The organism is Sinomonas sp. RB5 (assembly GCF_054063535.1).
In genome coordinates this window covers 62,263-85,775 of record NZ_JBSSGJ010000006.1, presented here as the reverse complement: position 1 = coordinate 85,775, position 23,513 = coordinate 62,263, and the positions used below count along the sequence as shown (strand labels likewise).

General features: G+C 71.9%; 21 protein-coding genes. 12 read left to right on the top strand and 9 right to left on the bottom strand.

Going from position 1 to position 23,513, the window contains the following annotated elements; all coding sequences use genetic code 11:
* Window positions 1-109 precede the first annotated feature (109 nt).
* The 4 genes from ACVWWH_RS08975 to ACVWWH_RS08960 all read left to right on the top strand — a co-directional run bounded on the left by ACVWWH_RS08975 (window position 110) and on the right by ACVWWH_RS08960 (window position 4,669).
* A complete protein-coding gene (locus ACVWWH_RS08975; RefSeq protein WP_457316333.1) occupies window positions 110-1,528 on the top strand; it encodes a wax ester/triacylglycerol synthase domain-containing protein in 1,419 nt (472 codons plus the stop codon).
* 9 nt (window positions 1,529-1,537) lie between these two features.
* Window positions 1,538-2,338 (top strand): alpha/beta fold hydrolase, encoded by an 801-nt coding sequence (locus ACVWWH_RS08970; RefSeq protein ID WP_457316332.1) that lies wholly within the window; start codon window positions 1,538-1,540, stop codon window positions 2,336-2,338.
* Window positions 2,335-3,075 (top strand): maleylpyruvate isomerase family mycothiol-dependent enzyme, encoded by a 741-nt coding sequence (locus tag ACVWWH_RS08965; protein WP_457316331.1) that lies wholly within the window; start codon window positions 2,335-2,337, stop codon window positions 3,073-3,075. Before ACVWWH_RS08970 ends, ACVWWH_RS08965 begins: the two co-directional genes overlap by 4 nt.
* A 100-nt stretch (window positions 3,076-3,175) precedes the next feature.
* A complete protein-coding gene (locus ACVWWH_RS08960; protein ID WP_457316330.1) occupies window positions 3,176-4,669 on the top strand; it encodes a long-chain-fatty-acid--CoA ligase in 1,494 nt (497 codons plus the stop codon).
* A 16-nt stretch (window positions 4,670-4,685) separates the two neighbouring features.
* Here ACVWWH_RS08960 and ACVWWH_RS08955 read toward each other — a convergent pair whose 3' ends face one another.
* Both ACVWWH_RS08955 and ACVWWH_RS08950 read right to left on the bottom strand, forming a co-directional pair.
* Window positions 4,686-5,480 (bottom strand): potassium channel family protein, encoded by a 795-nt coding sequence (locus ACVWWH_RS08955; RefSeq protein ID WP_457316329.1) that lies wholly within the window; start codon window positions 5,478-5,480, stop codon window positions 4,686-4,688.
* A gap of 66 nt (window positions 5,481-5,546) precedes the next feature.
* Complete coding sequence (locus tag ACVWWH_RS08950; RefSeq protein WP_457316328.1) at window positions 5,547-6,590, bottom strand: LacI family DNA-binding transcriptional regulator; 1,044 nt, start codon at window positions 6,588-6,590, stop codon at window positions 5,547-5,549.
* Window positions 6,591-6,700: 110 nt separating this feature from the next.
* On the opposite strand from ACVWWH_RS08950, the gene ACVWWH_RS08945 reads away from it, so the two are divergent.
* Complete coding sequence (locus ACVWWH_RS08945; protein ID WP_066496741.1) at window positions 6,701-7,645, top strand: dihydrodipicolinate synthase family protein; 945 nt, start codon at window positions 6,701-6,703, stop codon at window positions 7,643-7,645.
* A 194-nt stretch (window positions 7,646-7,839) separates the two neighbouring features.
* A complete protein-coding gene (locus tag ACVWWH_RS08940) occupies window positions 7,840-9,126 on the top strand; it encodes an MFS transporter (RefSeq protein WP_457316327.1) in 1,287 nt (428 codons plus the stop codon).
* Window positions 9,127-9,221: 95 nt separating this feature from the next.
* On the opposite strand, the gene ACVWWH_RS08935 is transcribed toward ACVWWH_RS08940, so the two are convergent.
* The 6 genes from ACVWWH_RS08935 to ACVWWH_RS08910 all read right to left on the bottom strand — a co-directional run bounded on the left by ACVWWH_RS08935 (window position 9,222) and on the right by ACVWWH_RS08910 (window position 14,838).
* The gene (locus ACVWWH_RS08935; RefSeq protein WP_457316326.1) at window positions 9,222-10,478 is read right to left on the bottom strand and encodes an ABC transporter substrate-binding protein; all 1,257 of its coding nucleotides are present in this window, start codon (window positions 10,476-10,478) and stop codon (window positions 9,222-9,224) included.
* The gene (locus ACVWWH_RS08930; protein ID WP_457316325.1) at window positions 10,475-11,590 is read right to left on the bottom strand and encodes a branched-chain amino acid ABC transporter permease; all 1,116 of its coding nucleotides are present in this window, start codon (window positions 11,588-11,590) and stop codon (window positions 10,475-10,477) included. The genes ACVWWH_RS08935 and ACVWWH_RS08930 overlap by 4 nt, the downstream gene beginning before the upstream one ends.
* On the bottom strand, window positions 11,590-12,471 hold the full coding sequence (locus tag ACVWWH_RS08925; RefSeq protein WP_066496746.1) for a branched-chain amino acid ABC transporter permease: 882 nt from the start codon (window positions 12,469-12,471) through the stop codon (window positions 11,590-11,592). Before ACVWWH_RS08925 ends, ACVWWH_RS08930 begins: the two co-directional genes overlap by 1 nt.
* A 5-nt stretch (window positions 12,472-12,476) precedes the next feature.
* Window positions 12,477-13,187: an ABC transporter ATP-binding protein gene (locus ACVWWH_RS08920; RefSeq protein WP_066496748.1), complete on the bottom strand. Its 711-nt coding sequence runs from the start codon at window positions 13,185-13,187 to the stop codon at window positions 12,477-12,479.
* On the bottom strand, window positions 13,174-13,956 hold the full coding sequence (locus ACVWWH_RS08915) for an ABC transporter ATP-binding protein (protein WP_084249359.1): 783 nt from the start codon (window positions 13,954-13,956) through the stop codon (window positions 13,174-13,176). The genes ACVWWH_RS08920 and ACVWWH_RS08915 overlap by 14 nt, the downstream gene beginning before the upstream one ends.
* Window positions 13,957-14,046: 90 nt before the next feature.
* Window positions 14,047-14,838: an NAD(P)-binding domain-containing protein gene (locus tag ACVWWH_RS08910; RefSeq protein WP_457316324.1), complete on the bottom strand. Its 792-nt coding sequence runs from the start codon at window positions 14,836-14,838 to the stop codon at window positions 14,047-14,049.
* An 87-nt stretch (window positions 14,839-14,925) separates the two neighbouring features.
* Here ACVWWH_RS08910 and ACVWWH_RS08905 point away from each other — a divergent pair, with 87 nt between their 5' ends.
* Window positions 14,926-15,630, top strand: a complete 705-nt coding sequence (locus ACVWWH_RS08905) for a GntR family transcriptional regulator (RefSeq protein WP_084249360.1) — start codon at window positions 14,926-14,928, stop codon at window positions 15,628-15,630.
* Between the two features lie 59 nt (window positions 15,631-15,689).
* Here ACVWWH_RS08905 and ligM read toward each other — a convergent pair whose 3' ends face one another.
* Window positions 15,690-17,105 carry a vanillate/3-O-methylgallate O-demethylase gene (ligM, locus tag ACVWWH_RS08900; RefSeq protein ID WP_457316323.1) on the bottom strand — a complete coding sequence of 472 codons (1,416 nt, stop codon included), beginning with the start codon at window positions 17,103-17,105 and terminating at the stop codon, window positions 15,690-15,692.
* Window positions 17,106-17,291: 186 nt separating this feature from the next.
* On the opposite strand from ligM, the gene ACVWWH_RS08895 reads away from it, so the two are divergent.
* The 5 genes from ACVWWH_RS08895 (at window position 17,292) to ACVWWH_RS08875 (ending at window position 23,513) form a co-directional block, all read left to right on the top strand.
* Window positions 17,292-18,710 (top strand): aminomethyl transferase family protein, encoded by a 1,419-nt coding sequence (locus tag ACVWWH_RS08895; protein ID WP_457316322.1) that lies wholly within the window; start codon window positions 17,292-17,294, stop codon window positions 18,708-18,710.
* Complete coding sequence (locus ACVWWH_RS08890) at window positions 18,697-19,875, top strand: 4-oxalomesaconate tautomerase (RefSeq protein WP_457316321.1); 1,179 nt, start codon at window positions 18,697-18,699, stop codon at window positions 19,873-19,875. Before ACVWWH_RS08895 ends, ACVWWH_RS08890 begins: the two co-directional genes overlap by 14 nt.
* Before the next feature lie 36 nt (window positions 19,876-19,911).
* The gene (locus tag ACVWWH_RS08885; protein ID WP_066496757.1) at window positions 19,912-20,865 is read left to right on the top strand and encodes a VOC family protein; all 954 of its coding nucleotides are present in this window, start codon (window positions 19,912-19,914) and stop codon (window positions 20,863-20,865) included.
* Window positions 20,866-20,910: 45 nt separating this feature from the next.
* Window positions 20,911-22,413: an aldehyde dehydrogenase family protein gene (locus tag ACVWWH_RS08880; protein WP_457316320.1), complete on the top strand. Its 1,503-nt coding sequence runs from the start codon at window positions 20,911-20,913 to the stop codon at window positions 22,411-22,413.
* Between the two features lie 212 nt (window positions 22,414-22,625).
* Window positions 22,626-23,513, top strand: coding sequence for a methylenetetrahydrofolate reductase (locus ACVWWH_RS08875; RefSeq protein ID WP_457316319.1), 888 nt, complete (start codon window positions 22,626-22,628; stop codon window positions 23,511-23,513).

Genomic DNA, 23,513 nt, shown 5'->3' with positions numbered 1-23,513 from the left:
CGGCGCGGGCCCTCGCCGTGGGGCCAGAGGGACCTACTCCCCGCCGCAGCGCGCGCCTACGCTGGCTCCAGACGCACCGGGAGCCGGCGCTCTGGCCGGAGGAGCAGCCGTGACGCGCACAGGGATCGAACGCATCAGCAGCAATGACCTCACCGTGCTCGCCACCGACCGGGGGCCCGCTCCCATGCACATCGCCGCCGTCCTCGAGTTCGAGGCCGGAGCGGTGCCTGCCTTCGCCGAAGTCGCTGCCGTCCTCGAGCAGCGGATCCCGAGGATCCCCCGCCTGCGCCGCCGGCTGATGCGGACCCCGCCGGGCGCCGGACGGCCCGTGTGGGTCGACGACCCGACGTTCCGCCTCGACCGCCATCTCTCCGAGACCGAGGTTGCCGGCGGGCAGGAGGGCATCCTCCGCACCGCAGCCCATCTGGCCTGCCGCCGCCTCCAGAAGGACCGGCCGCCCTGGGCCGCGCACTGGGTCCACGGGGGCCCACGCGAGCCGGCGGCACTCGTGTTCGTGGCCCACCACGTCCTCGCGGACGGGCTCGGCGGCCTTGCAGTCCTCGCGTCCCTCGGTGACACCGCTCCCGCGCAGCGCGCGCCCGCCCAGCCCGCGCCCCAGCCGCCCCCTGCTGCCGGTACCGCAGGTCCTGCCGCCTTCCCGCAGCCGCAGCCGCGCCCGAGGGACCTCTTCGTGGACGCCTGGGCCGAGCGGCTCTCCGCCCTCGCCAGAGTGCCGCGGGCGCTGCCGGCGGCGGTTGCCGGCCTGCGCGAGCTCGGCCTGATCGGAGGCGGGCGCCGGCATGCGGCGCAGAGAGGCCAGCGGCCGGGCCCGCGGAGCGCCCGAGCGCGGGTCCGAGCCGCCCGCACGTCCTACAACCGGCCCACCGGGAGCCGGCGCAGCATCACTGCCCTGACCGTCCCGCTCAGCGACGTCCTCGACGCTGCCCATGCCCGGCACTGCACCCTCAACGACCTGGTCCTCGTGGCGGTGGCAGGAGCCCTGGGGACCGCCCTGCGGGCGCGCGGCGAGTCCCCGGGGTCGTTCGTGGTCTCGGTCCCGATCTCGTCCCGCCGCGGAACCGAGGCCGCGACGCTCGGCAACGCCAACGGCGTCGTCCCCATCGAGGTCCCCAGCGTCCCCGACCCCGCCGTGCGCCTCGCCCGCGTCATGGAGCAGACCGCGGCACGCCGGGGCGCGCGGCGCGGCACGTCCGCCGGGCCGCTCGGGGTCGCCTTCCGCACGCTGGCCCGCGCCGGGGTCTTCCAGCGCTTCATCGACCACCAGCGGCTCGTGAACACGTTCCTCTCGAACATGCGGGGGCCCGCGGAGCCGCTCATGCTCGCCGGGCACCGCGTCACGCGGATCATCCCGGCGAGCATGACGCCCGGCAACGTGGGAGTGTGCTTCACCGTGCTCTCCTACGCGGGCCAGCTTGTCGTCACCGTGCTCGCCGATCCGGGCGTGGTTCCCGAGCAGGACGAACTCACCAGCCTGCTCTCTGGAGAACTCGCGCGCCTCACGGGGTAGCGTGGGCCCATGGAACGTCTCACCTCAGCTGACGGAACCACCATCGCCTACGACCACCTCGGCACCGGTGCCCCGCTCATCCTCGTCTCGGGGGCCAGCGTGGACCGCCGCGGCGACGCCCACCTCGCGGACGCCCTGGCCGAGAGCTTCACGGTCTACAACTATGACCGCCGCGGCCGCGGCGACAGCACGGACACCCTGCCGTTCGCGCCCGAGCGGGAGATCGAGGACATCGGCGCGCTCCTCGACCGTGCGGCGCACGACGCCGGGTCGGCGGCCGCCGTGGTCGGCCTCTCCTCGGGTGCCGCCCTGGCCGCCCGGGCCGCCGCCGCGCTGCCGGTGCGCGCGCTCGTGATGTGGGAGCCGCCGTTCATGACCGACGACGCCGGCCGCGCCCGCGCCCGGGAGTACACCGCCACGCTCGACGCGAGGCTCGAGGCCGGGGACCACGACGGCGCCCTCACCACCTTCCTGCGCTACGTGGGCCTGCCCGACGCCGCCATCGACAGCACCCGCCAGTCGCCCACCTGGGCCACCGCCGTGCGCCTTGCCCCGACCCTCGCGTACGACAACGCCGCGATGGGCCGCAACGGCGAGGTCCCCCGGGAGGTGTTCGGCCGCATCACCGCCCCGACCCTGGTGCTCTCCGGCGGCGCGAGCCCGGCCTTCATGCCGGCAGCCGCGCAGGAGGCCGCCGCCGCGATCCCCGGGGCCCGCACGGGCGTGCTCGAGGGGCAGACGCACAACGTCGACGCGGCCGTCTTCGCCGCGGCGGTGAAGGAGTTCCTCGCAGCCCAGCAGCCGGCGTGACCGCGGCCGCCGACTTCACCGCGGCGCTCGACCGGATCGCCGCGCTCGCCGACGCCTTCGCCGAGGCTGCCCGGGATGCCGCGGCCCAGGACCCGGGCCTCGCCCAGCCCGTCGCTGGCTGCCCGGGCTGGACGGCGCTCGACCTCGTGGACCACCTCTCGGGCATCCACCGCTGGGCCGCCGCGGCGCTCGGCTCCGAGCGCGCCCCGCGGCTCGAGGACCGCCCCGAGCGGGAGGCGCCCGTCGAGTGGTACCGGGCGAGCGCGGCGCACCTGGTCGCCGCGCTCCGCGCCGCCGGCCCGGAGGCGCCAGCGTGGACGCTGTGGGACGGGCGCACCGCGGCATTCTGGGCCCGCCGCCAGGTCCACGAGCTCGCCGTCCACACCTTCGACCTCCTCGAGGCCCTCGGCCGCGCCTCCGCGTGGCAGCTCCCCGAGGACCTCGCCCTCGACGGCATCCGCGAGGTCCTCGACGGCTTCTACCCGCGTCAGGTGAGGCTCGGGCGCTCGAGGGGACTGCCCGGCGTCGTCCGCCTCGAGGTGACGCACGACGACGGCCGGCCGGCGGCGTCCCTCGTCCTGCCGGCGGCGTCCCCCGGCGAGGGCGGGGAGGCGCTGCTCGGCACCGTGACGGGCAGTGCACGGGAGGTCTACCTGGGGCTGTGGGGGCGCCGCCCGCTTCCGGACACCGCGCCCGAGCTGGCCCGGGTGATCCACGAGGCGCGGCTGGTTCCCTAGGCCCCGCGGATGGGACTGAATTCCGGTTGACGTGAGACTCAGTTTCACGATTGAATCGTCTGTGGCCTACGCCACAGTAGCTTCCTGCCGAGGAGTCCCCATGAACCTTGCCGCGTACCTCGAGTCCACCGCCGCCGCCCACGGGCCGCGCACCGCCATCACGTGCGGCGAGGAGGCCTGGACCTACGCGGACCTCTCGGCCGCGGCCGCGCGCGCCGCCGGGCTGCTCGCCCGCGCCGGCGTCGGAGCGGGGGACCGGGTGGGGGTCATGCTGCCCAACGTGCCCGAGTTCGCCGCCCTCTACTACGGCGCCCTGCGCGCCGGAGCCGTCGTGGTGCCGATGAACCCGCTGCTCAAGCAGCGCGAGATCTCCTACTACCTCGAGGACTCCGGGGCGACGGTGCTCTTCGCGGCCGAGGACGTTGCGGAGGAGGCTGCCGAGGGCGCACGGGCCGGTGGGGCGCGCGTCATCCCGATCGGGCGCGGGGCGTTCACCGGGGCGCTCGCGGGGGAGGAGCCGCTCGGGGAGGCCGTGGAACGCGCGGACGGGGACACCGCCGTCATCCTCTACACTTCGGGCACCACCGGCCGGCCCAAGGGCGCCGAGCTGACCCACAGCAACCTCATCCGCAACGCGGACCTGACGGTGCGCACCCTCCTGACGCTGACGTCCGAGGACGTGGTGTTCGGCGGCCTGCCCCTGTTCCACACCTTCGGCCAGACCTGCGCGCTGAACACCACGGTGATGGCCGGAGCGACGATCGCGCTCCTGCCGCGGTTCTCCGCGCAGGCCGCGCTCGAGATCATCGACGCCCAGCACGTGACGGTGTTCGCCGGCGTGCCCACGATGTACAGCGCCCTCCTCGCCGTCCCCGACCACCGCCGCTACGACACCTCGTCCCTGCGGGTGTGCATCTCGGGCGGCGCCGCGCTGCCCGTGGAGGTCCTGCACCGGTTCGAGGACGAGTTCGACTGCATCATCCTCGAGGGCTACGGCCTGTCCGAGACCTCGCCGGTGGCCGCGTTCAACCACCCGGACCGGCTCCGCAAGCCCGGCTCGATCGGCACCGCCGTGGAGGGGGTCGAGCTCCGCGTCGTGGGGCTCGACGGCGAGGACGTCCCGCAGGGCGAGGTGGGCGAGATCGCCGTGCGCGGGCACAACATCATGACGGGCTACTGGAAGCGGCCGGACGCCACGGCCGAGGCCATCCGCGACGGCTGGTTCCTCACCGGGGACATGGGCCGCGTTGACGCGGACAGCTGCTATTCGATCGTGGACCGGAAGAAGGACCTCATCATCCGCGGCGGCTACAACGTCTACCCGCGCGAGGTCGAGGAGGTCCTCTACGAGCACCCCGCCGTGGCCGAGGCCGCCGTGGTGGGCGCCCCGCATGCCGAGCTCGGCGAGGAGGTGGTCGCCGTCGTCGCCCTCAGCGCCCCCGGCGCCACGACGGCCGAGGAGCTGCGCGAGTTCGTCAAGTCCCAGGTCGCCGCCTACAAGTACCCGCGCGAGGTGCGGATCGTGGACCAGCTCCCCAAGGGCCCCACCGGCAAGATCCTCAAGCGGGACCTGCGGGCCGAGCTCGCCGGCTGAGCCAGCAGGCTGGGCGTCAGGCCCCGGGCCACGTGCCGCGGCGCTCGGCCTCGCGGGCCTCGAGCGCCGCGGTGAGCCGCTCGACCCGCTCCGTGAGCGCCTGGACCTTCGCCTCGAGGCTCTGGTCGATCGCCTCGACCTCCGCCTCGACGTCCTCGACCTCGGCCTCGACGGCCTCGACGCCGGCCTCGACCTCGGCGGCGGTCTGCGACGTCATCGTCTCCACGAGCCACGCGGCGATGGAGGCGGTGACCACACCGAGGACCGCGATGCCGGAGACCATGAGCGCGGCGGCGACGAGCCGGCCGATCACCGTCACCGGGTAGTGGTCGCCGTAGCCCACCGTGGTGATGGTCTCGAGCGCCCACCAGATCGCCGCCCCGAAGCTGCGGATGTTGGAGCCTGGCACGTTCTGCTCGACGTCCTCGACCGTGAGCGCCCCGCAGTACATGAGCATCCCGGCCGCGGCGATCACGTAGACCACCAGGCGGCCGCGCAGGGCGTTGCCGGCCTTGTTGTGGACCACCCGGAGGAAGGTCACGAGCCGCAGCGGCCGCAGGGCCGGCAGGGCGAGGATCGCGAGCTCGTGCAGGTTGCGGACGAACCAGCGCCCCCGCTGGGGCGCAAGCCACAGCTGCCCCGCGTAGTCCACCACGAACACCGCCCACGCGGCCCACAGCAGGCCCTCGGCCCACGCCCCCTCCTCGGGCGGCAGGTTCCCGATGACCTGTACCGAGTAGGCGCCCAGGAACACGACCGCAGCGGCGAGTGTGGGCCACTCGGTGAGCTCGCGCCAGCGTTCCTGCGTCATGCCCGAAGGGTACCGCCGTCCGGCCCCGGTGCGCCCGGCCCGGTCATTTCCTGACCCGCCGGATCCTCACCGGGCTCCCGGCCGCGCGGAGGGGCGGCCGGTGGAGGCGCGGGGGATGAGCGTGGGAGCGAGCGTCCGATGGGCCGCCAAGGCCGGCCTTCCTTGGAGCGAGTTCAGGAGCGCGTCGACGGTGGCGGAGGCGATGTCCCGGAAGGGCACGCGGACGGTCGTGAGGGGGACCGGGAGCCGCGCCACGAGCGGAATGTCGTTGTAGCCGACGATGGAGAGGTCCTTCGGGATGGACAGTCCCGCGCGCTGGATGACGGACGTGAAGCCGAAGGCCGTGTTGTCGTTGACCGCGAAGACCGCCGTGGGCCGGTCCCCGGTGGCGAGGAAGGCCTCCGCCGCGGCTTCGCCGCTCTCCATGCTGAACGACGACGGGTAGACGAGCTCCGGGGCGTCCTCGATGCCGGCCTCGCGCAGCGCCTGCCGATAGCCCTCCCGGCGGGACACGGCCGTCGGCGCGTGGTCGGGGCCGGCCACGAGGCCGATCCGGCGGTGGCCGAGGTCGATGAGGTGACGGGTCGCGAGATAGCCGCCGAGCACGTCGTCGCCCACCACGCTCGGGCTCTCGCCGTAGGAACGGAGCGCCAGTACATGGGGGATGCCGCGCTCGAGGAGTTCCGTGCACAGGCCCCCCTCCGTGGTGGCCGTGGTCAGGATGAGCCCGTCGACGCGCGAGGCGAGCATCGCCAGCCCGTTCTCCCGCTCGAGGGCCGGGTCGTCATAGGTGGTGGCCACGAGTGCGTGGTAGCCGCGGGCCGCGCTGGCTGCCGCGATCTCCTCGAAGAGCATCGCCATGACCGTGTCGGTCAGCCGGGAGACCAGGACGCCGATGGTGTTGGTCTGCTGGCGCCGGAGGTTCGCGGCGGTGGGGTTCGGCTCGTACCCGAGCGCTTCGGCCACCGCGCGGATGCGGGCCGCGGAAGGGCTCCGATAGAAGCGGTGCTCGCGGTTCATGGCCCGTGAGACGGTCGACCGTGCGACGCCCGCTGCCTCGGCGACGTCAGTGATCGTCGGCCGCGTGCCGCTTGATTCCTTGGCCTCCATGGCGCCTTTCCCTGACCTCTTGACGTGCTCTCGTGATCAAGCTTACAGTCGAAGCAATCGATAACGGAATCGATTGCACAAACTGGATCGATCACTCGAAGGAGAGCCACATGAGCACCATCGACCTCCGGGGCCTGGTCCCCGCCCCCGTCACCCCCTTCACCCGCGACGGCGACGTCGACGTGGACGCCATCCACCGCCTCGGCGGCTGGCTCGCCGGCGTGGAGGGCGTCAAGGGCCTCGTTGTCCTCGGCCACGCCGGGGAGGGCACGTTCCTCACCCAGGCCGAGCAGGCCCTCGTCATCTCCTCGTTCCGCGATGCCGCGGACGGCCGGGTGCCGGTCATCGCCGGCATCACCGGGGAGGGCAACAAGGTCGCCGCCGAGGAAGCCCAGCGCGCGGTGGAGGCCGGCGCCTCGGCCGGCCTCGTCTACCCCTCCCACGGCTGGCTGCGCTTCGGGTACCAGAAGGGCGCCCCCCAGACCCGCTACCAGGAGATCTACGAGACGAGCGGGCTGCCGCTGATCCTCTTCCAGTACCCGGACGCCACCAAGGCCACCTACGACCTCGACACCCAGCTCGAGATCGCAGGCCAGGAGGGCGTGTTCGCGACCAAGAACGGCGTGCGGAACATGCGCCGCTGGGACACCGAGATCCCGGTGCTGCGCGCGGCGTTCCCGGACCTGCAGATCCTCACGTGCCATGACGAGTACCTGCTGCACACCATGTTCGACGTCGACGGCGCGCTGGTCGGCTACGGCGGCCTGGCCCCCGAGCCGCTCGTCGAGCTCATCGCCGCCGGCAAGGCCAAGGACTACGCCAAGGCCCGCGAGGTCCACGACCGCCTCCTGCCCGTGACCAAGAACGTCTACCACCGCGGGTCCCACATGGAGGGCACGGTCGCGCTCAAGGAGGGCCTCGTGGCCCGCGGCATCCTCGAGCACGCCACCGTCCGGCACCCGCTCCTGCCCCTCGCCCCCGGTGCCCACGACGAGATCGCGCTCGCGCTGGCCTCGGCCGGGCTCGGCCGCGTCGGCGCCCCCGCCCGCGCCTGACCGTACCGGCACTGTGCCCTTCCGGGTACTGGGCCGTTCCCGGCACGGTGCCGCTCCCGGCACTGGGCCGAGCGCACGACGGCGGGCGCCCGCCCGCCGTCGTGCGCCACCCGAGCGGAAGCTCACCTAGGATTCACTAGAGCCTCAACGACGAGGAAGTGCACATGATGCCTCTTACCAAGGGAGCCCCCAGCGTGGGCACCGCAACCCTCTACTCGCGCCGCGAGATCCGCCTCATCCTGGCCTTCGCCCTCCTGGGCACCCTCTTCGACGGGGCCGAGCTGAATCTCATCGGCTATCCGCTCGTGTACATCTCCGGCAGCCTGCACGTCTCGACGATCGCGCTCATCACCGTCGCGACGGTCCAGGGCTTCGCCTCCATCCTCGGCGGCTTCGTCTTCGGCACCCTCGGAGACACCCTCGGACGCCGACGCACCTTCGCGATCTCCGTCGTGGCCTTCGGCATCGCCGCGACCCTCGGCGGCCTCGCGGTCAACTACGAGATGTTCATGGCCACCCGCGTCCTCGCGGGGGTCGGCATGGGCGGCCTCTTCGGCCTGTCCTTCTCGATGTTCACCGAGTGCTGGAAGACGGGCCGCCGCGGCACGATGGGCGGGATCATCCAGGCCATGTACTTCGCGGGGGAGATCCTCACCGAGGGAATCCTGTTCCTGTTCCTCACCGTCCTGGGGCACGATCTCGGCTGGCGCGCCGGCTACATCGGCGTCGGCTTCGTCAGCACCGTCATCGGCATCGCCTCGCTCAGACTGCTGCCCGAATCGAAGCAGTGGCTCGCCTACCAGGAGCACCTCAAGGCGGGCACCCTGCCCGAGGAGCTCCGCCGCACCAAGGTGCCCGTGGTGGACATCTTCAAGCCCCAGTTCGTCGTCGGCACCGTCCTGTTCATGATCCTCTCGACCGCGATGTTCCTCACCACGAACTCCGTCGGCGCCTACCTCTCGACCTACCTGCTGGCGACCCAGAAGCTCCCGCTGGACACCGTCAGCCTCATCGTCCTCATCGGCTACGTGGCCACGATCGTCGCCTACACCCTCACCGGAGTGGTCTCCGACGCGATCCGCCGCAAGTACGCCTTCACCCTCGCCTCCGCGGTCGGCGCAGTCGGCTTCGTCTGGTTCCTCGTGCTCCTGACCACCCACCATGCCCACGTGGGCGCCGACTTCTGGGCCTGGCCTGCCTTCTGGGCGCTCATGCTCTGCGCCGCGGCGGCGGGCGGCTTCGGGGTCCTCGGGGTCTGGATGTCCGAGTTCTTCCCCACCCGCATCCGCTCCACGGGATCCAGCGCGAGCTACTACGTGGGCCGCGGCCTCGGCGCCGGCATCTTCCCCCTGTTCGCGCTCACGATCGCCGGAAGCGTGCCCTTCGCGCTCGCCCTCGGCATCATCGGACCCGTCACCGGGCTCGTCTTCTCCCTCATGGCCCCCGACCGCACGGGACGGGCCATCGCCGACCTCGAGTAGCCGTTCCCGCCCGCACGCACGACGGCGGCGGCCCACCTCGCGCGAGGTGGGCCGCCGCCGTCGCCGGTGACCGCAGGAACGGCGGTGGGTGCGGGTCAGCCGAACTTCTGTGCGGTGGCGTAGCCCTTGCCGTTGTACTTCTGGACGAGCACGGAGGAGATGGCCGGCTGGCCGTCCATGGTGGTGTCCACCGTGGTGCCCTGGAGCATGAGCGGGGCGTTGAAGCCCTTGATGCTGCGCAGGGCCTTCATGAAGGAGTCCCGCGTGGGGTCGGTCATCTTCTGGAACGCCTGGTCGAGCGTGGCGCCGGCGATGTAGCTCCACATGCAGTGCGGGAACGCCGGCATTCCCTGGTAGTTCGCGTACTGCTTGAGGTCGGAGAGGAACTTCACCACGTCCTGGTCCTTGGCGAACTCCGGGCTCTGCGGGGCCTTGGAGAAGGCGACCGAGTAGATGCCCGGGTAGGCCGAGGCCCCGCCGGGCTGCAGGATGGCCGTGGGGCTCGAGGTGTTCGAGGGCAGGAACCAGCTGGGCTTCCAGCCGATCTGCTGGGCCTTCTGCAGGGTAGCGATGGTCAGCGGGGTGATGGACATGGCGTTGAAGAACACGTCCGCGCCGGTCGCGGCCAGCTGGGTGATCTGCGCGTCGACCGAGGTGTCCGTGGCCTCGTAGGTCTGCTCGCCCACCACGCTGATGTTCGAGGCGCCCTTGATGGCGTCCTTGAAGCCGGAGACGTAGCCCTTGCCGTAGTCGTCGTTCTGGGACAGGATCGCGACCTTGTGCGTGCCGCCGGAGGAGGCCAGCAGCTTGCCGAAGGCCCCGCCCTCGTTCTGGTAGGCCGGGACGAGGCCGAGCTGCCAGGGGCTCTGCTTCTGGTCGCTGAAGACCGGATCGCCCGTCATGACGAGGACCTGGGGCACCTTCTGGCTGATCGCGGCCTCGCGGAACGCGCGGTTGGTCGGCGTCCCGAGGCCGATGCCCTCGGCGAAGACGTTGTCCGAGACCATCTGCTGGAAGTTGGAGAGCGACTTCTGCGGGTCGTAGGCGTCGTCGTAGGTCTTGATGTCCACCTTGCGCGTCTTGCCGTCGCCGAACTTGATCCCGCCCTCGGCGTTCTTCGCGCCGAAGTAGGCCTTGACGCCTGCGACGGTGCAGGTGCCCGGGCCGGCGGTGGCGCCGCTGAGCGGGGTGGTGATGCCGAGCGTGATGGACGTGTCGGTGATGCCCGGCGACGCCGCCGTGCCCCCGCCGCTGCTCTGTGCGCCGCCGCGGCATCCTGTCAGCGAGAGCGCAAGGACCGACGCCATCGCGACGGCGCCGAGGAGCCCCCGTGTTCCTTTCCGAACGTTCATGATCGACCGTGCCTCTCTGTTTTCTCGGGTGCCTCCGGCGCCGCGTCCGGGATCTGGACCTGCGCGGGAGCGTGGTGCGGGGGAGTCCCCGTGGTGGAGTGGTGCTTCTCGGTGGCGGAGGGGGCACCGGCCGGGAGGGCGCCCCCGGCGCGGGCGGCGGTGCCGCGGCGGGTGAGCCGGCGGAGGACCCGGGGCAGGCTCACGAGGCCGTCCGGCAGGAGGAACAGCACCGCGAGGAGGATCACGCCCTGGCTGATGGTGGTCAGGTTCGGATCGACCGCGTTGGTCAGCTGCGGCACGAGGATGTAGTACGCGCCGCCGATCAGCGAGCCGACGATGCTGCCGGCCCCACCGATCACCATGGCGGCGAGCAGGCTGATGGAGTGGCCGAAGCTGAGGGTCTCGGGGGAGGTGTACTGGACGGCCGCCATGTAGAGGAAGCCGCTCGCGCCGCCGAACACCGAGGCGATCGTGAACGCGAGGACCTTGGTCCAATAGGGGGAGACGCCCATCGAGGCCGCCACCGACTCGTTGCCCTTCACCACGGCGAACGCGCGCCCGTACTTGCCGCGCACGAGCCGGCGGGCCAGGAGGAACCCGACGCCGGCCACGAGCAGGACGATGTAGTACTGCCACTGGTCGTTGAACAGGCCGGACCAGTCGGGGGCGTTGGAGAAGATGGCCGAGGTGCCCTGGGAGCCGCCGGTGAAGGTGTCGAGCCGCTTGGCGAGCGGGACACCCACGATCGGCAGCGCGATCGTGACCATCGCGATCGCGAGGCCGCCGAGGCGCGCGGCGGCGAGGGCCACGAGCAGCCCCACGATCCCCGTGATGACGGCGGCCGCGACGAACACGAGGACGATGTTCCAGCCGTGCGTCACACCGTAGGCGGTGACGTAGGCGCCCAGGCCCAGGAAGAAGATCTGCCCGAGGTTGACCTGCCCGGTGTAGCCCATGACGATGTTCAGCCCGAGCACGGCGACCGCGTACACGCCGATCCGCACGAGGCTCTGGTTGACGATCGCGGGCAGGAAGAGCGGGGCCGCGACGAGGACGACGACGACCAGGACGGCGACGGCGATCCGCGCCCGGCGGGATGTCAGCGCTGCCATCAGACCCGCACCACGACCTTCCTGCCGAACAGGCCTTGGGGACGGAGGAGGAGGATCACGAAGATCAGCGCGAACGGGACGGCGATCTTGAGGTCGTGCCCGATCAGCGGCACGTACACGGCGACGAGGTTCTCGAGCACGCCGATGCCCCACGCCGCGGCCACGGCCCCGATCGGGCTGTCCAGCCCGCCGAGGATCACGGCGGCGAGCGCGTACACGAGAGCGCCGTCGAGCATCCCCGGGGTCAGCGTCAGCTGTGGCCCGACGAGGGCCCCGGCCACCGCGCCGAGCGCGGCCGCGAGGCCCCAGCCGACCATGAGCAGCCGCCCCACGGGCAGGCCGGAGAGCGCCGAGGAGGCGGGGTTGTCCGCCACGGCGCGCAGCGCGAGGCCGAGCTTGGTGCGAAGGAACAGCAGCTGCAGCAGGGCCATGATCGCCACGATGGTCACCGTCGTGGCGAGCGAGCGGACGCTGACCACGGCGCCGAGGACGTGCACGCTCGAGAGCGGGAACAGCGAGGGGAACTGCAGGTTGTTGTAGCCCCACAGCACGGCGACGATCCCCGTGACGAGGGTGAGCAGGCCGATGGTGACGACCACGGCCGTGTCCGGGTCGCCGCGCTCGAAGCGGCGCATGAGGAACCGCTCGACGAGGGCGCCGAGGCAGAACGAGAGCACGATCGCCAGGAGCACGGCCGCCAGGAGCGGCAGCCCCGCCTGCACGAACGCGTACGCGATGTAGGCAGAGAGGACGGCGAGGCCGCCCTGGGCGAAGTTGATCAGGCCGGTCGCCTGGTTCACGAGGACGATCGCGAGGGCGAGGGCCGCGTAGATCGAGCCGGTCGAGAGGCCGTCGACCACGAGCTGGATGAAGGTCTCCATCGGGTTCAGCCCCCCAGGTAGGCGCGGCGGATCTCGTCCATGCCCTTGAGCTCGGCCGAGGTCCCGGTCAGCACGGTCCGCCCCGTCTCGAGCACCGTGGCGGTGTCGACGAGGGAGAACGCGAGGTTGGCATTCTGCTCGACCACGAGCATCGCGATGCCCGAGTCGACGCGGAGCCGGCGGATGGCCTCGTAGACAGTCTTCGCCGTGCTGGGCGCGAGGCCGAGGGAGGCCTCGTCGAGCAGGAGGAGCTTGGGCTTGGCCATGAAGGCCCGGCCCACGGCGAGCATCTGCTGCTCGCCGCCGGAGAGCGCCGCGGCCCGCGAGCCGATGCGGTTGCGCAGGTTCGGGAACAGCTCGAGGCAGTACTCGATGTCCTTCTCAATCTGCCGGCGGTCCTTGCGCAGGTAGGCGCCGACGGCAAGGTTCTCGCGCACGCTGAGCTGGGCGAGCGTGCCGCGGCCCTCGGGCACGTGGGCGATCCCGAGCGCTGCGACCTGGTCGGGCCGGAGGCCGCGGATGTCGCGGCCCGCGAATCGGATCGTCCCGCCGGTGCGGACCGTGCCGCTGATGGCGCGCAGCGTGGTGGTCTTGCCCGCGCCGTTGGCCCCGAGGACGCCGACGGCGCCGCCCTCCGGCACGGTCAGGGAGACACCCTCGAGCACCTGGACGGGGCCGTAGGAGGCGGTGACGTGGTCGAGCTCAAGCAGCGTCATCGGCCGCGTCCTTCCCGATGTAGGCCTCGATCACGCGCGGGTCGGACTGCGCCTCGGCCGCGGTGCCCTCCATGAGCTTGCGGCCGTGGTCCAGCACCACCACGCGGTCCGTGAGCGCCGAGATGAGGCCCATGTGGTGCTCGACGATCACGATCGTGATGTCCTGCTCGTCGCGCACCTGCTTCACGGTGGCGATGAGCTGCTCGACCTCGCCGTGCGAGAGCCCGGCGGCGGGCTCGTCGAGCAGGAGCAGCGTGGGCCGTGCCAGGAGCGCCCGCCACAGCTCGATGCCCTTGTGCAGCCCGTGCGAGAGCTCGTCCGCGGGCCGGTCCGCGGCCCAGGCGAGACCAGCGCGGTCGAGGAGCTCGAGCGCCTCGGCGCGCAGGCCGCGCTCGGCTCTGGAGGTGAACGGCAGGCCGAGGGCCCAGGAGAGCGGGCCGCCCGGGAGGCGGGTGTGGCCGCCGAGGACCACGTTCTCGAGCACGGTGGCGCGCAGCTGGAGCGCGGGGTGCTGGAAGGTCCGGGAGAGGCCGATCCGGGCCAGGTGCGAGGGAGCGCGCCCCACGGCCTCGGTGCCGTCGATCGTGATTGACCCGGAGCTCGGCCGGTAGTGGCCGCTGATGCAGTTGAAGAGCGAGGTCTTCCCGGCGCCGTTGGGTCCGACGAGTCCGAAGATGGTGCCGGGTTCCACGTCGAAGCTCACGTCCTGGAGCACTGTGACGCCGCCGAAGTGCAGGTTCACGTCGCTCAGGCTCAGGCGTGCTGCCATCGGCGTACCTCCGTTGTGCGTCATTGCCCACGGCCTGTGGAACGGATCACAGTCGCTTGGGAATGAAGCTACGGATCGGAGACGAGATTGTCAACGATTTTGGATTCCGGAGGGTGGGGCTCCCGCGGACACCGCGTGGAGCCACTCGATGGTCGCGTCCGTCACGGGATGGGCCGACCCCAGGGCGTCGAGGTAGGAGCGCACCTGGAGCATCTCCTCCTCGCGCCGCACGGCGTGGCGGCGGGTGCCCTCGAGCAGGCGCTGGACCAGGGCCGGGCCGCCGGGGCCGAGCTCGGCGGCGATCTGGTCGGTGACCCAGTCCGCGGCGCCGACAGTGCTCGCGGCCGTCACCGCCTCGAGGATCGTGGCGGCGAGCCCCTTCATGAACACGCTGCGCAGGAGCTTCAGGCCCGCGGCGGCCCCTGGTTCCGGCCCCGCCCCCGTGGCGGGGACGCCCAGCGCGGCGAACTGCGCCGTCAGCGCGGCCTCCGCGGGGCCGCTGACGAGCAGCGGCGTGCCGATCCGGGCCCGGGTGACCGGGGCGAGGACCGCGACGTCGGCGAACCCGACGCCGGCCTCGGCCGCCCGCTGCGCGAGGCGGCGCTTCTCCTCGGGTCCCGCCGTGTTGAGGTCGGCGAAGACCGCGTCCTGGCCCATCGCCGGCAGGGCCTCGGCGAGGGCTGCGGAGGCTGCGCGGGCGCCGACGAGGCTCAGCACGAGGTCGGCGCCGCGGACCGCCTCGGCCGTGCCGGGGGCGAGCACGACGCCGGCCGGCGCGGCGGCGGCGCGCGGGTCGGCGGCGGCGACGTGGGCGCCGCGCGCGGCCAGGTCCGTCGCGTAGATGGTTCCGGCCTCACCGAGGCCCAGGACGGCGATGCGCATGCGGTCCTCCCGCGATTGGTTCTAAGATTGTCGACAATAGCGCGCGGCCGTCCGGGCCGCGAGGGCCCTCCAGGAAGCGAGCGCACCATGGCGGCAGCACCGGTGAACGAGGCGACGGCGGCCGCGCTGCCCGCCGTCGGCCCCTCCGAGGGCGGGGCCCAGTCCCGGGTGACCGACCTGATCCGGGACGCGATTGTGCGCGGCGAGTACGCGCCGAACCAGCGGCTCATCGAGGCGGACCTGAGCGCGGCGTTCTCCGCGAGCCGCGCCACGGTGCGCACCGCGCTGCTCGAGCTTGCCGGCGAGGGCCTCGTGGAGCGCCTGCCGAACAAGGGCTCGCGGGTGCGGGCCATCTCGGTCGACGAGGCGATCGAGATCCTGGAGGTGCGCATCGGTGTCGAGGGCCTGTGCGCCGCAAAGGTCGCCGAGCACCTCACCGACGAGCAGGCCGCCGAGTTCTCCCGGCTGCGGGCGGACATGGTGGCCTCGGTGGAGGAGGGCGACCTCGTCGAGTACTCGCGCCTGAACCGGGCCCTCGATGTCCGGGTCCGGGAGCTCAGCCACCACGCCACGGCCTCCGACGTGCTCGCCCGGCTGCACGCCCAGAGCGTGCGGCACCAGTTCAGGCTCTCGTCCCGCCCGGCCCGCGCCAAGGTCTCCGTGCTCGAGCACACCGCCATCATCGACGCGATCCTGGCGCGGGACCCCGAGGCCGCCGAGCGGGCCGTGCGGGCCCACCTGCTCAGCGTCATCGAGGCCCTCCGAGAGGTGACGGCCCGCGAGGCCGTCTGAGCGCTCCGCCGGCCTTGCGGGGTCCCGGCAGGGCCCGGGCGGCCCTGCCGGCACTCGCTCTAGGAGCCCGCGGTGCGCCAGCCTCCGTGGTACTCCGTCCGCGCCGTGACGGAGTACGGGGCCGGGCTCACCACGGCGCGCACGGCGAACTGCTCGTGCGGCTCCACCGTGGTCTTGGCCGAACCGCCGTCCGGCTCGCCCCACACCACGCGCAGCTCGGTGCCGAGCTCGACGTTCGGGTCCACCGTGGCGAGCGAGAGGCCCCGCCGCTCGTTCGCGGTGACGCCGGTGAACAGGGAGAGCCCCACGACGGTGCCGTCCGCGTCCACGATCGAGTCGTAGTTGGACGAGCCGTAGTTCGCGTTCGGCAGGTCGAAGAACTGGTAGCCCGGCCGGTCGCGGTCGAGGAAGGACGCCCAGATGGCGGCCAGGTCCTCGTCATTCCAGGCGAGCGTGACCTTCTTGCGCTGGGCTGCGGGATCGAGCTCCTCGAGGGCGTCGCGGCCGATGAAGTCGTGGTCGAACTTCACGAACGAGCCGTAGCCGAGTTCCCACGGGTTGAGGTAGTAGTCCTCGATGTCCGCCGAGACGAAGGAGCCCGCGAGGGCGTTGATCGCCTCGTAGCTGTCCGCGGGGAGCCACTCCCGGTAGGCGCGCTCGGCCTCGCCCGTGTAGATGGCCGGGAGCGGCGAGGGGATCCAGCCCGACTCCAGGGTGTTGGAGGAATAGGCCCGCGAGCCGCAGGGCTCGATCCCGAACTCAGCGCCGGCGGACAGGACCGCGTCCCGGACCCGCCCGTGCTGCTCGTAGGGCCCCCAGATCTCCAGCCCGGGGGCCCCGGCCATGCCGTGGCGGAGGGTGCGCACCGTGCTGCCCGCGATCTCCATTTGGCCCATGTGGAAGAACTTGACCTTCTCCACTGGGCCCCCGGCGAGCTTCTCGATGACCTGCCACGCGTTCGGGCCCTGGATCTGGAACCGGTAGTACTGGCGCGAGACGGCCTGGCCGTACGGGCGCGACGGCGAGCGGTCGTCGTAGGTGTACTCGACGTCGTAGCCGCCGGTCTCTGCGTGGAACTGGAGCCAGTTGGCCACCGGCGCGCGGCCCACGAACACGTACTCGTCCTCCGCCTCGTGGAAGAGGATGCCGTCCCCGATCACGCCCCCGTTGGAGGCCACGGGAACGAACTGCTTGGCCGTGTCGACCGGGAAGTTGGCGAAGCTGTTGATGCCGGTCTCGGACAGCAGCTGCAGGGCGTCCTTGCCCTTGAGGAAGAAGTTCACCATGTGGTGCGACTGGTCGTAGAGCACGGCGGCCTCGCGCCAGGCCTTCTGCTCGCGGCGCCAGTTGGTGAACTCGGCCGGCACCACGGGGTAGATGTACGTGCCGAGCTGGGAATTGCGCAGGTGCTCGACCGTGCTCTGGGGCGTGCCACCGGCCGCATCGAGCACTTCTTGGAGGTTCTTCTCAGCCATGCGTTCTCTCCTTCGACTCGACGAGTGCTCCCGACCGAGAAGGCGGCCGCTGCACTGACGACGCAATTGGTGACAATAATGTATTCGATACCTTGACCGGAGGCTAGGGCCGTGGTTGTCTGGCAGGACACCCCTCCGGAGCCTCGTTCGGGGCCCGGCCGGCACGTGCGAAGGGAAGGGTCGACGATGACCGCAGAATCACTGGCAGGCGCAGAGTCACCGGCAGGCGCCGGGCAGGCCGCCGAGTCCCTCGCGGAGGCGATCTCCCGCGTGGGCAGCCCCGTCGAGCTGCTGCGCAACCAGGACTGGCCCGCCTTCACGTTCCCCGTGGCGCCCGAGTTCACGAACTGGCGCGACGAGCAGCGGGCGTGGAACACGACCGTGGCCCTGATGGACCAGTCGCACCACATGACCCAGCTCTTCCTCGGCGGGGCCGACCTGATCCCGCTGCTGTCCTCGATCTCGCCCAACACGTTCGGCAGCTTCCGCCCCGGGGTGGCCAAGCAGCTCATCGCGGTCAACCAGGACGGCTACCTCATCGGCGACGGCATCCTCTTCTACAACGAGGACGCGCCCGAGGGGCTCGTGCTGATCGGCCACCACCTGCTCATCGACTGGGTGCGCTTCAACGTCGAGAAGGCGGCGGCCGCCGGCAAGGACGTGCACCACCGCCTCGAGGCGAACTCCCACATGCGCCAGGGACCGCCCACCTTCTACCGCTACGAGCTGCAGGGCCCGCGCGCCAACGAGGTGATGGAGAAGGTCTTCGCCGGGCCCATCCCCGAGATCAAGTTCTTCCACATCGGCGAGGTCCGGATCGCCGGGCGCCCGGTCAAGGCCCTCCGCCACGGCATGGCCGGCCAGCCCGGGTTCGAGTTCTACGGTCCCTGGGAGGACCACGAGACCGTGCTCAACGCCCTCACGGAGGCGGGGGAGGAGTTCGGCATCCGCCGGGTCGGAGCCAAGGCCTACTCGGCCTCGCCGCTCGAATCCGGCTGGGTGCCCACCCCGTTCCCGGCGATCTTCGACGACGACTTCGCCGAGTACCGTGCCTGGCTCCCGGCCGCCCGCGCGGGGTCGATCGGCGGATCCCTGTACTCCGAGGATGTGCACGACTACTACATGACCCCCTACGACATCGGCCTGGGCCGCTCCGTGCGCTTCGACCACGACTTCCACGGCCGCGAAGCCCTCGAGCGCCACGCCGAGAACCAGCGCCGCCGGAAGGTCACCCTGATCTGGGACGCCGAGGACGTCGCCGCCGTGGTGCGCTCGCAGCTGGAGCCGGGCACGCCGGCGAAGTACCTCGACTTCCCCAAGGCCCGGTACGGCCTGTTCCAGATGGACGAGGTCATCCACGCCGGCCGGCGCGCGGGCATCTCCACCGACGCCGGCTACGTCGCCTACGACCAGCTGTACATGTCCCTCGCCACCGTGGCCGCCGACGTCCCGGACGGGGCCGAGGTCGAGGTGGTCTGGGGCGAGGCCCCCATCTCCCGCAAGGCCTCGGTCGACGCCGACCACCGCCAGGTCCGGATCCGGGCCACCGTGGCGCCGGCGCCCTACCACGAGTTCGCGAGGACCGTCTACCGTGCCAACGCCTGACGGGATGATGCCTGACGGGATGATGGCTGACGGGATCCCGTGCCTCCTGATGCGCGGGGGCACCTCCAAGGGCGCGTACTTCCTCGCCTCCGACCTGCCGGCGGACCCCGCCGCCCGCGACGAGCTGCTCCTGCGCATCATGGGCACGCCGGATCCCCGGCAGATCGACGGCCTCGGCGGCGCCCACCCGCTCACGAGCAAGGTCGCCGTCGTCTCGCCCTCGCCAGATCACGGCGGCGCCCCCGGCGGCCCGGCGGACGTCGACTACCTCTTCCTCCAACTCGGCGTCGACGAGGCCTTCGTGACCGACCGGCAGAACTGCGGCAACCTCCTGGCCGGGGTCGGGCCCTTCGCCGTGGAGCGCGGCCTCGTCCCGGCAGGCCCCGAGCGCACCGAGGTGCGCATCCGCATGGTCAACAGCGACAGCGTCGCGACGGCACGCTTCGCGACGCCGGGCGGCGCGGTGGACTACGACGGCGACCTCGCGATCGACGGCGTGCCGGGCACCGCCGGCGCGATCTCGCTCGACTTCGAGGACACCGCCGGCTCCTCGACCGGGGCGCTGTTCCCCACGGGCAGCGTCCTCGACACGGTCGAGGGGGTCGAGGTGACCTGCGTGGACAACGGCATGCCCAGCGTCCTGATGCGCGCAGCGGACCTCGGCGTGCGCGGCGACGAGGCACCCGCGGACCTCGAGGCCGACGCCGAGCTCGCCGCCAGGCTCGCAAAGATCAGGGCCGCCGCGGCCGAGCTCATGGGCATGGGGGACGTCAGCGGCACGACGGTGCCCAAGCTCGTCCTCCTCTCCGAGCCCCGCGCCGGGGGAGCGGTGTCCACCCGCAGCTTCCTCCCCGTGCGCGTGCACACCTCGATCGGCGTCCTCGGCGCCCTCACCGCCGCCGCGGGCTTGCTCGCGCCCGGCTCCGTGGGCCACGCCCTCGCCGTCCTGCCCGAGGAGGGCGCGCCCTTCCGGATCGAGCACCCCACGGGCCACTTCGACGTCGACGTGGCGCTCGCGCCCATCGAGGCTGCGGGCAGCGGCGCCGCCGACGCGGCCGCCGGCGAGGGGACCGCCGCCGGAGGGCTCGCCGTCGTCCGCTCCGCCGCCCTGCGCACGGCCCGGAAGATCTTCGACGGGCGCGTCTTCCCCCGCCCCCGCCTCTAGGACCACCACGCGCCCGCAGCACGAAAGAGGACAGCAATGACCGACTACACCTCGTTCGACGTGGCCCACCTGGGCAACGTCGAGCTCCTCACCCCGACGTTCGAGAAGAGCCTGTGGTTCTTCCAGGACCTGCTCGCGATGCGGGTCGTGGCCGAGGCGGGGGACTCTGTCTACCTGCGCACGTGGGACGAGTACCAGCTCTACACGATCAAGCTCACCGCGTCCGACGACGCGGGCGTGGGCCGCACCACCTTCCGCACCACGAGTGCCGAGGCGCTCGAGCGGCGCGTGGCGGCGATCGAGGAGATGGGCCTGGGCATCGGGTGGGAGGACGGCGAGGTCGGCACGGGGCGGACCTATGCGTTCCGCGACCCCGACGGGCACGAGATGGGGATCTACTACGACACCGAGCGCTACGAGGCCACGGACGACAGGCCGGCCCTGAAGAACCAGGCCTCGCGGTTCCCCGGACACGGCGTCAACGCCCGGCGCCTGGACCACATCAACTACCTCGCCAAGGACGTGGTGGCGAACGGCGAGTTCGTCGCGAAGGCGCTGCGCGGGCGCGAGTCCGAGCGGATCAGGCTCGACGACGGCGGCTACGCGGCCTGGTGGTTCCACTTCAACAACAAGTCCTACGACATCGTGTACTCCGACGACTGGCTCAAGCACGGCAACCGGCTCCACCACCTCGCCTTCGCCCCGGACACCCGCGAGGACATCCTCAAGGCCGCCGACATCTTCCTCGAGAACGGCATCCACATCGAGTCCGGCCCGCACAAGCACGCGATCAACCAGACCTTCTTCCTCTACGTCTGGGAGCCGGGCGGGAACCGCATCGAGTTCGCCAACGCCGGCGCCCGCCTCCTGCTCGACCCGGACTCGCCCGTGGTCGAGTGGAGCCAGGAAGAGCGGAAGAAGGGCCAGGCGTGGGGGATGAAGACCATCGAGACGTTCCACACGCACGGGACGCCGGTGGTCCGGCAGTGACACCCTAGAAGTACCCACCAAACCGCACGAAGGAGTGTGGAGACCATGACTGAGACACTGGACACGTCAGCCCCGGCGGCGCCCGTCACCACGGGCCTGTACATCGGCGGCGCCGAACGCCAGGCCGCCGCGACGCTCGAGGTGGCGGACCCCGGGAAGCCGGGGACCGTCGTCGGCCACGCGGCCGCCGCGAGCGCGGCCGACGTCGACGACGCCATCGCCGCCGCCAAGGGCGCCTTCCCGGCGTGGAGCGCGCTCGGTGCGGCCGAGCGGGCCGAGCGCATGCGCGCCGCGATCGAGGGCATCGCCGAGGCCCGGGACGAGGACGCCGCGATCCTGTCCCAGGAGAACGGCAAGATCCGGCTCGAGGCCTGGGTGGACTCCCTCGTCTTCGAGATCCGCTGGAACCTCGCCCTCGCGCTCGCCGACCAGGTCGACGCCGCGACCGTCCTCGCGCCCGCGCCCGGCATCCCGGTGACGACGACGGTCGCGTACCAGCCGCTCGGGGTCGTCACCGTGATCGTGCCGTTCAACTGGCCGATCGCGATCCTGGGCGCGTCCCTGCCGCACGCGCTCCTCGCCGGCAACACCGCGATCGTCAAGCCTCCGCCCACCACCCCGCTCGCCACCACCCGGGTGGTCCAGCGCATCGCGGAGAAGCTCCCGCCGGGCGTGCTCAACGTGGTCACCGGCAAGGACGCGGACATGTCCGCGCTCATCACGAGCCCGGACATCGCCAAGGTCTGCTTCACCGGCAGCGTCGGGGGCGGCAAGAAGATCATGGAGATGGCCTCGGGGTCCCTCACCCGGGTCACGCTCGAGCTCGGCGGCAATGACCCGGCCGTGATCCTCGAGGACGCGACCCTGGACGATGCCGAGCTGGACCGCCTCTACGCGGCCATCTTCGACACGACCGGGCAGATCTGCATGAACGCCAAGCGCGTCTATGTGCACCGCTCGCGGATGGACGAGGTGGTCGCGGGCCTCGCCGCCCGGCTCGAGAAGGCCGTGATCGGCTACGGCCTCGACGAGGGCACCACCATGGGGCCGCTGCACTCGCCCGTGCAGAAGGCGTTCGTAGCCGAGCTGATCGAGGAGGCCAAGGCCTCCGGCGCCGACGTCCGCGAGTTCGGGACGCTGCCCACGGACCCCGAGCTGGCCGGCGGCAACTTCCTGCGCCCCGCACTCGTGATCGACCCCGACCCGGCGCTGCGCGTCGTCACCCACGAGCAGTTCGGCCCGGTCATCCCGATCCTGCCCTTCGACACGGAGGAGGAGGCGGTCCGCGCCGCGAACGGCACCTGGGCCGGGCTGTGCGGATCCGTCTGGTCCGCGGACGCGGCCCATGCGGACCGGATCGCCCGCCAGCTCGTGTGCGGCTACGTGTGGGTCAACGACCACGGCGCCACCCGGCTCGACCTGCGCGCCCCGTTCGGCGGCATGAAGCAGTCCGGGATGGGCCGCGAGCAGGGAATCGAGGGAGTGCGCGCCTTCCAGGACACCCGTTCTGTGGCCCACCTCGATCCGGACGCCCTCGCGGCCGGCTAGCAGCCACCGCGGACCCAGGGGGCCGGAGGGCGCCGCCGCCGACCGCGGCGGGGCGCGTCCTCCGGCCCTCTCTGCTGCGGTGCCCGGGGACTGCCGCGGGCCGTCTCGCCATCAGGAGAAGCCCGGACCAGATACCTATAGACATTCCCTATGGAGATAGTTAGATTCGAGGGAGGACGCAACGTGGCGCCCGCGCCGAAAGGAGCCGGAACGTGGCAAAGAGCGCACCCGCAGTGAACCGCGAAGCATCACTGCAGCTGATCGACAACTTCTCGCTCGAGATGACCGGCAAGGACGTGCCCGGCCTGCTCGAGGCCAAGGACCACATCCCCGCCGGGACGCGGATCAACATCACCTTCCTCGGCAACGAGGACCTCGAGATGCGGGTGGCGGCCGCCCGGGCCGTCCGGGAGAACGGGTTCACTCCCGTCCCGCACATCTCCGCCCGGCGCCTGAAGTCGCAGGGCGAGCTCGAGGAGTTCCTCGGCCGCCTGCAGGAGGTCGGCGCGACTGAGCACCTCTTCGCCGTCGGCGGCGACCCGGCCGCGCCGGAGGGCCCCTACGAGGACTCCCTGGCCGTGATCTCCAGCGGCGTGCTCCAGCAGTACGGCGTGCGCGAGGTCGGCATCGGCGGCTATCCCGAGGGCCACCCCGACATCTCGAAGGAGACCCTCGCACGGGCCCTCGAGGACAAGGCCGCGGCGCTGAAGGACCAAGGCCTGGGCGCCGTCATCCTCACCCAGTTCGCCTTCGACACACAGCCGGTGGCCGAGTGGATCGCAGGCGTGCGGGCCAAGGGCATCGAGGCCCCCATCCGCGTGGGCACCCCTGGGCCCGCCGGCATCAAGCGACTCCTGGGCTTCGCCCGGCGCTTCGGGGTGGGCGCCAACGCCATGATCGTGAAGAAGTACGGCTTCTCGCTCACGAACCTGCTCGGCGAGGCCGGCCCGGAGCACTTCGTCGACGACCTCGCCTCCGCGCTCACGGACGCCTGGCCGCACCCGGGCATCCCCGGCAAGGTCGGGCTGCACTTCTACACGTTCGGCGGCCTGAAGGCGACCGCCGACTGGGTCCGCACCTTCACCGCCGAACGGTCCTAG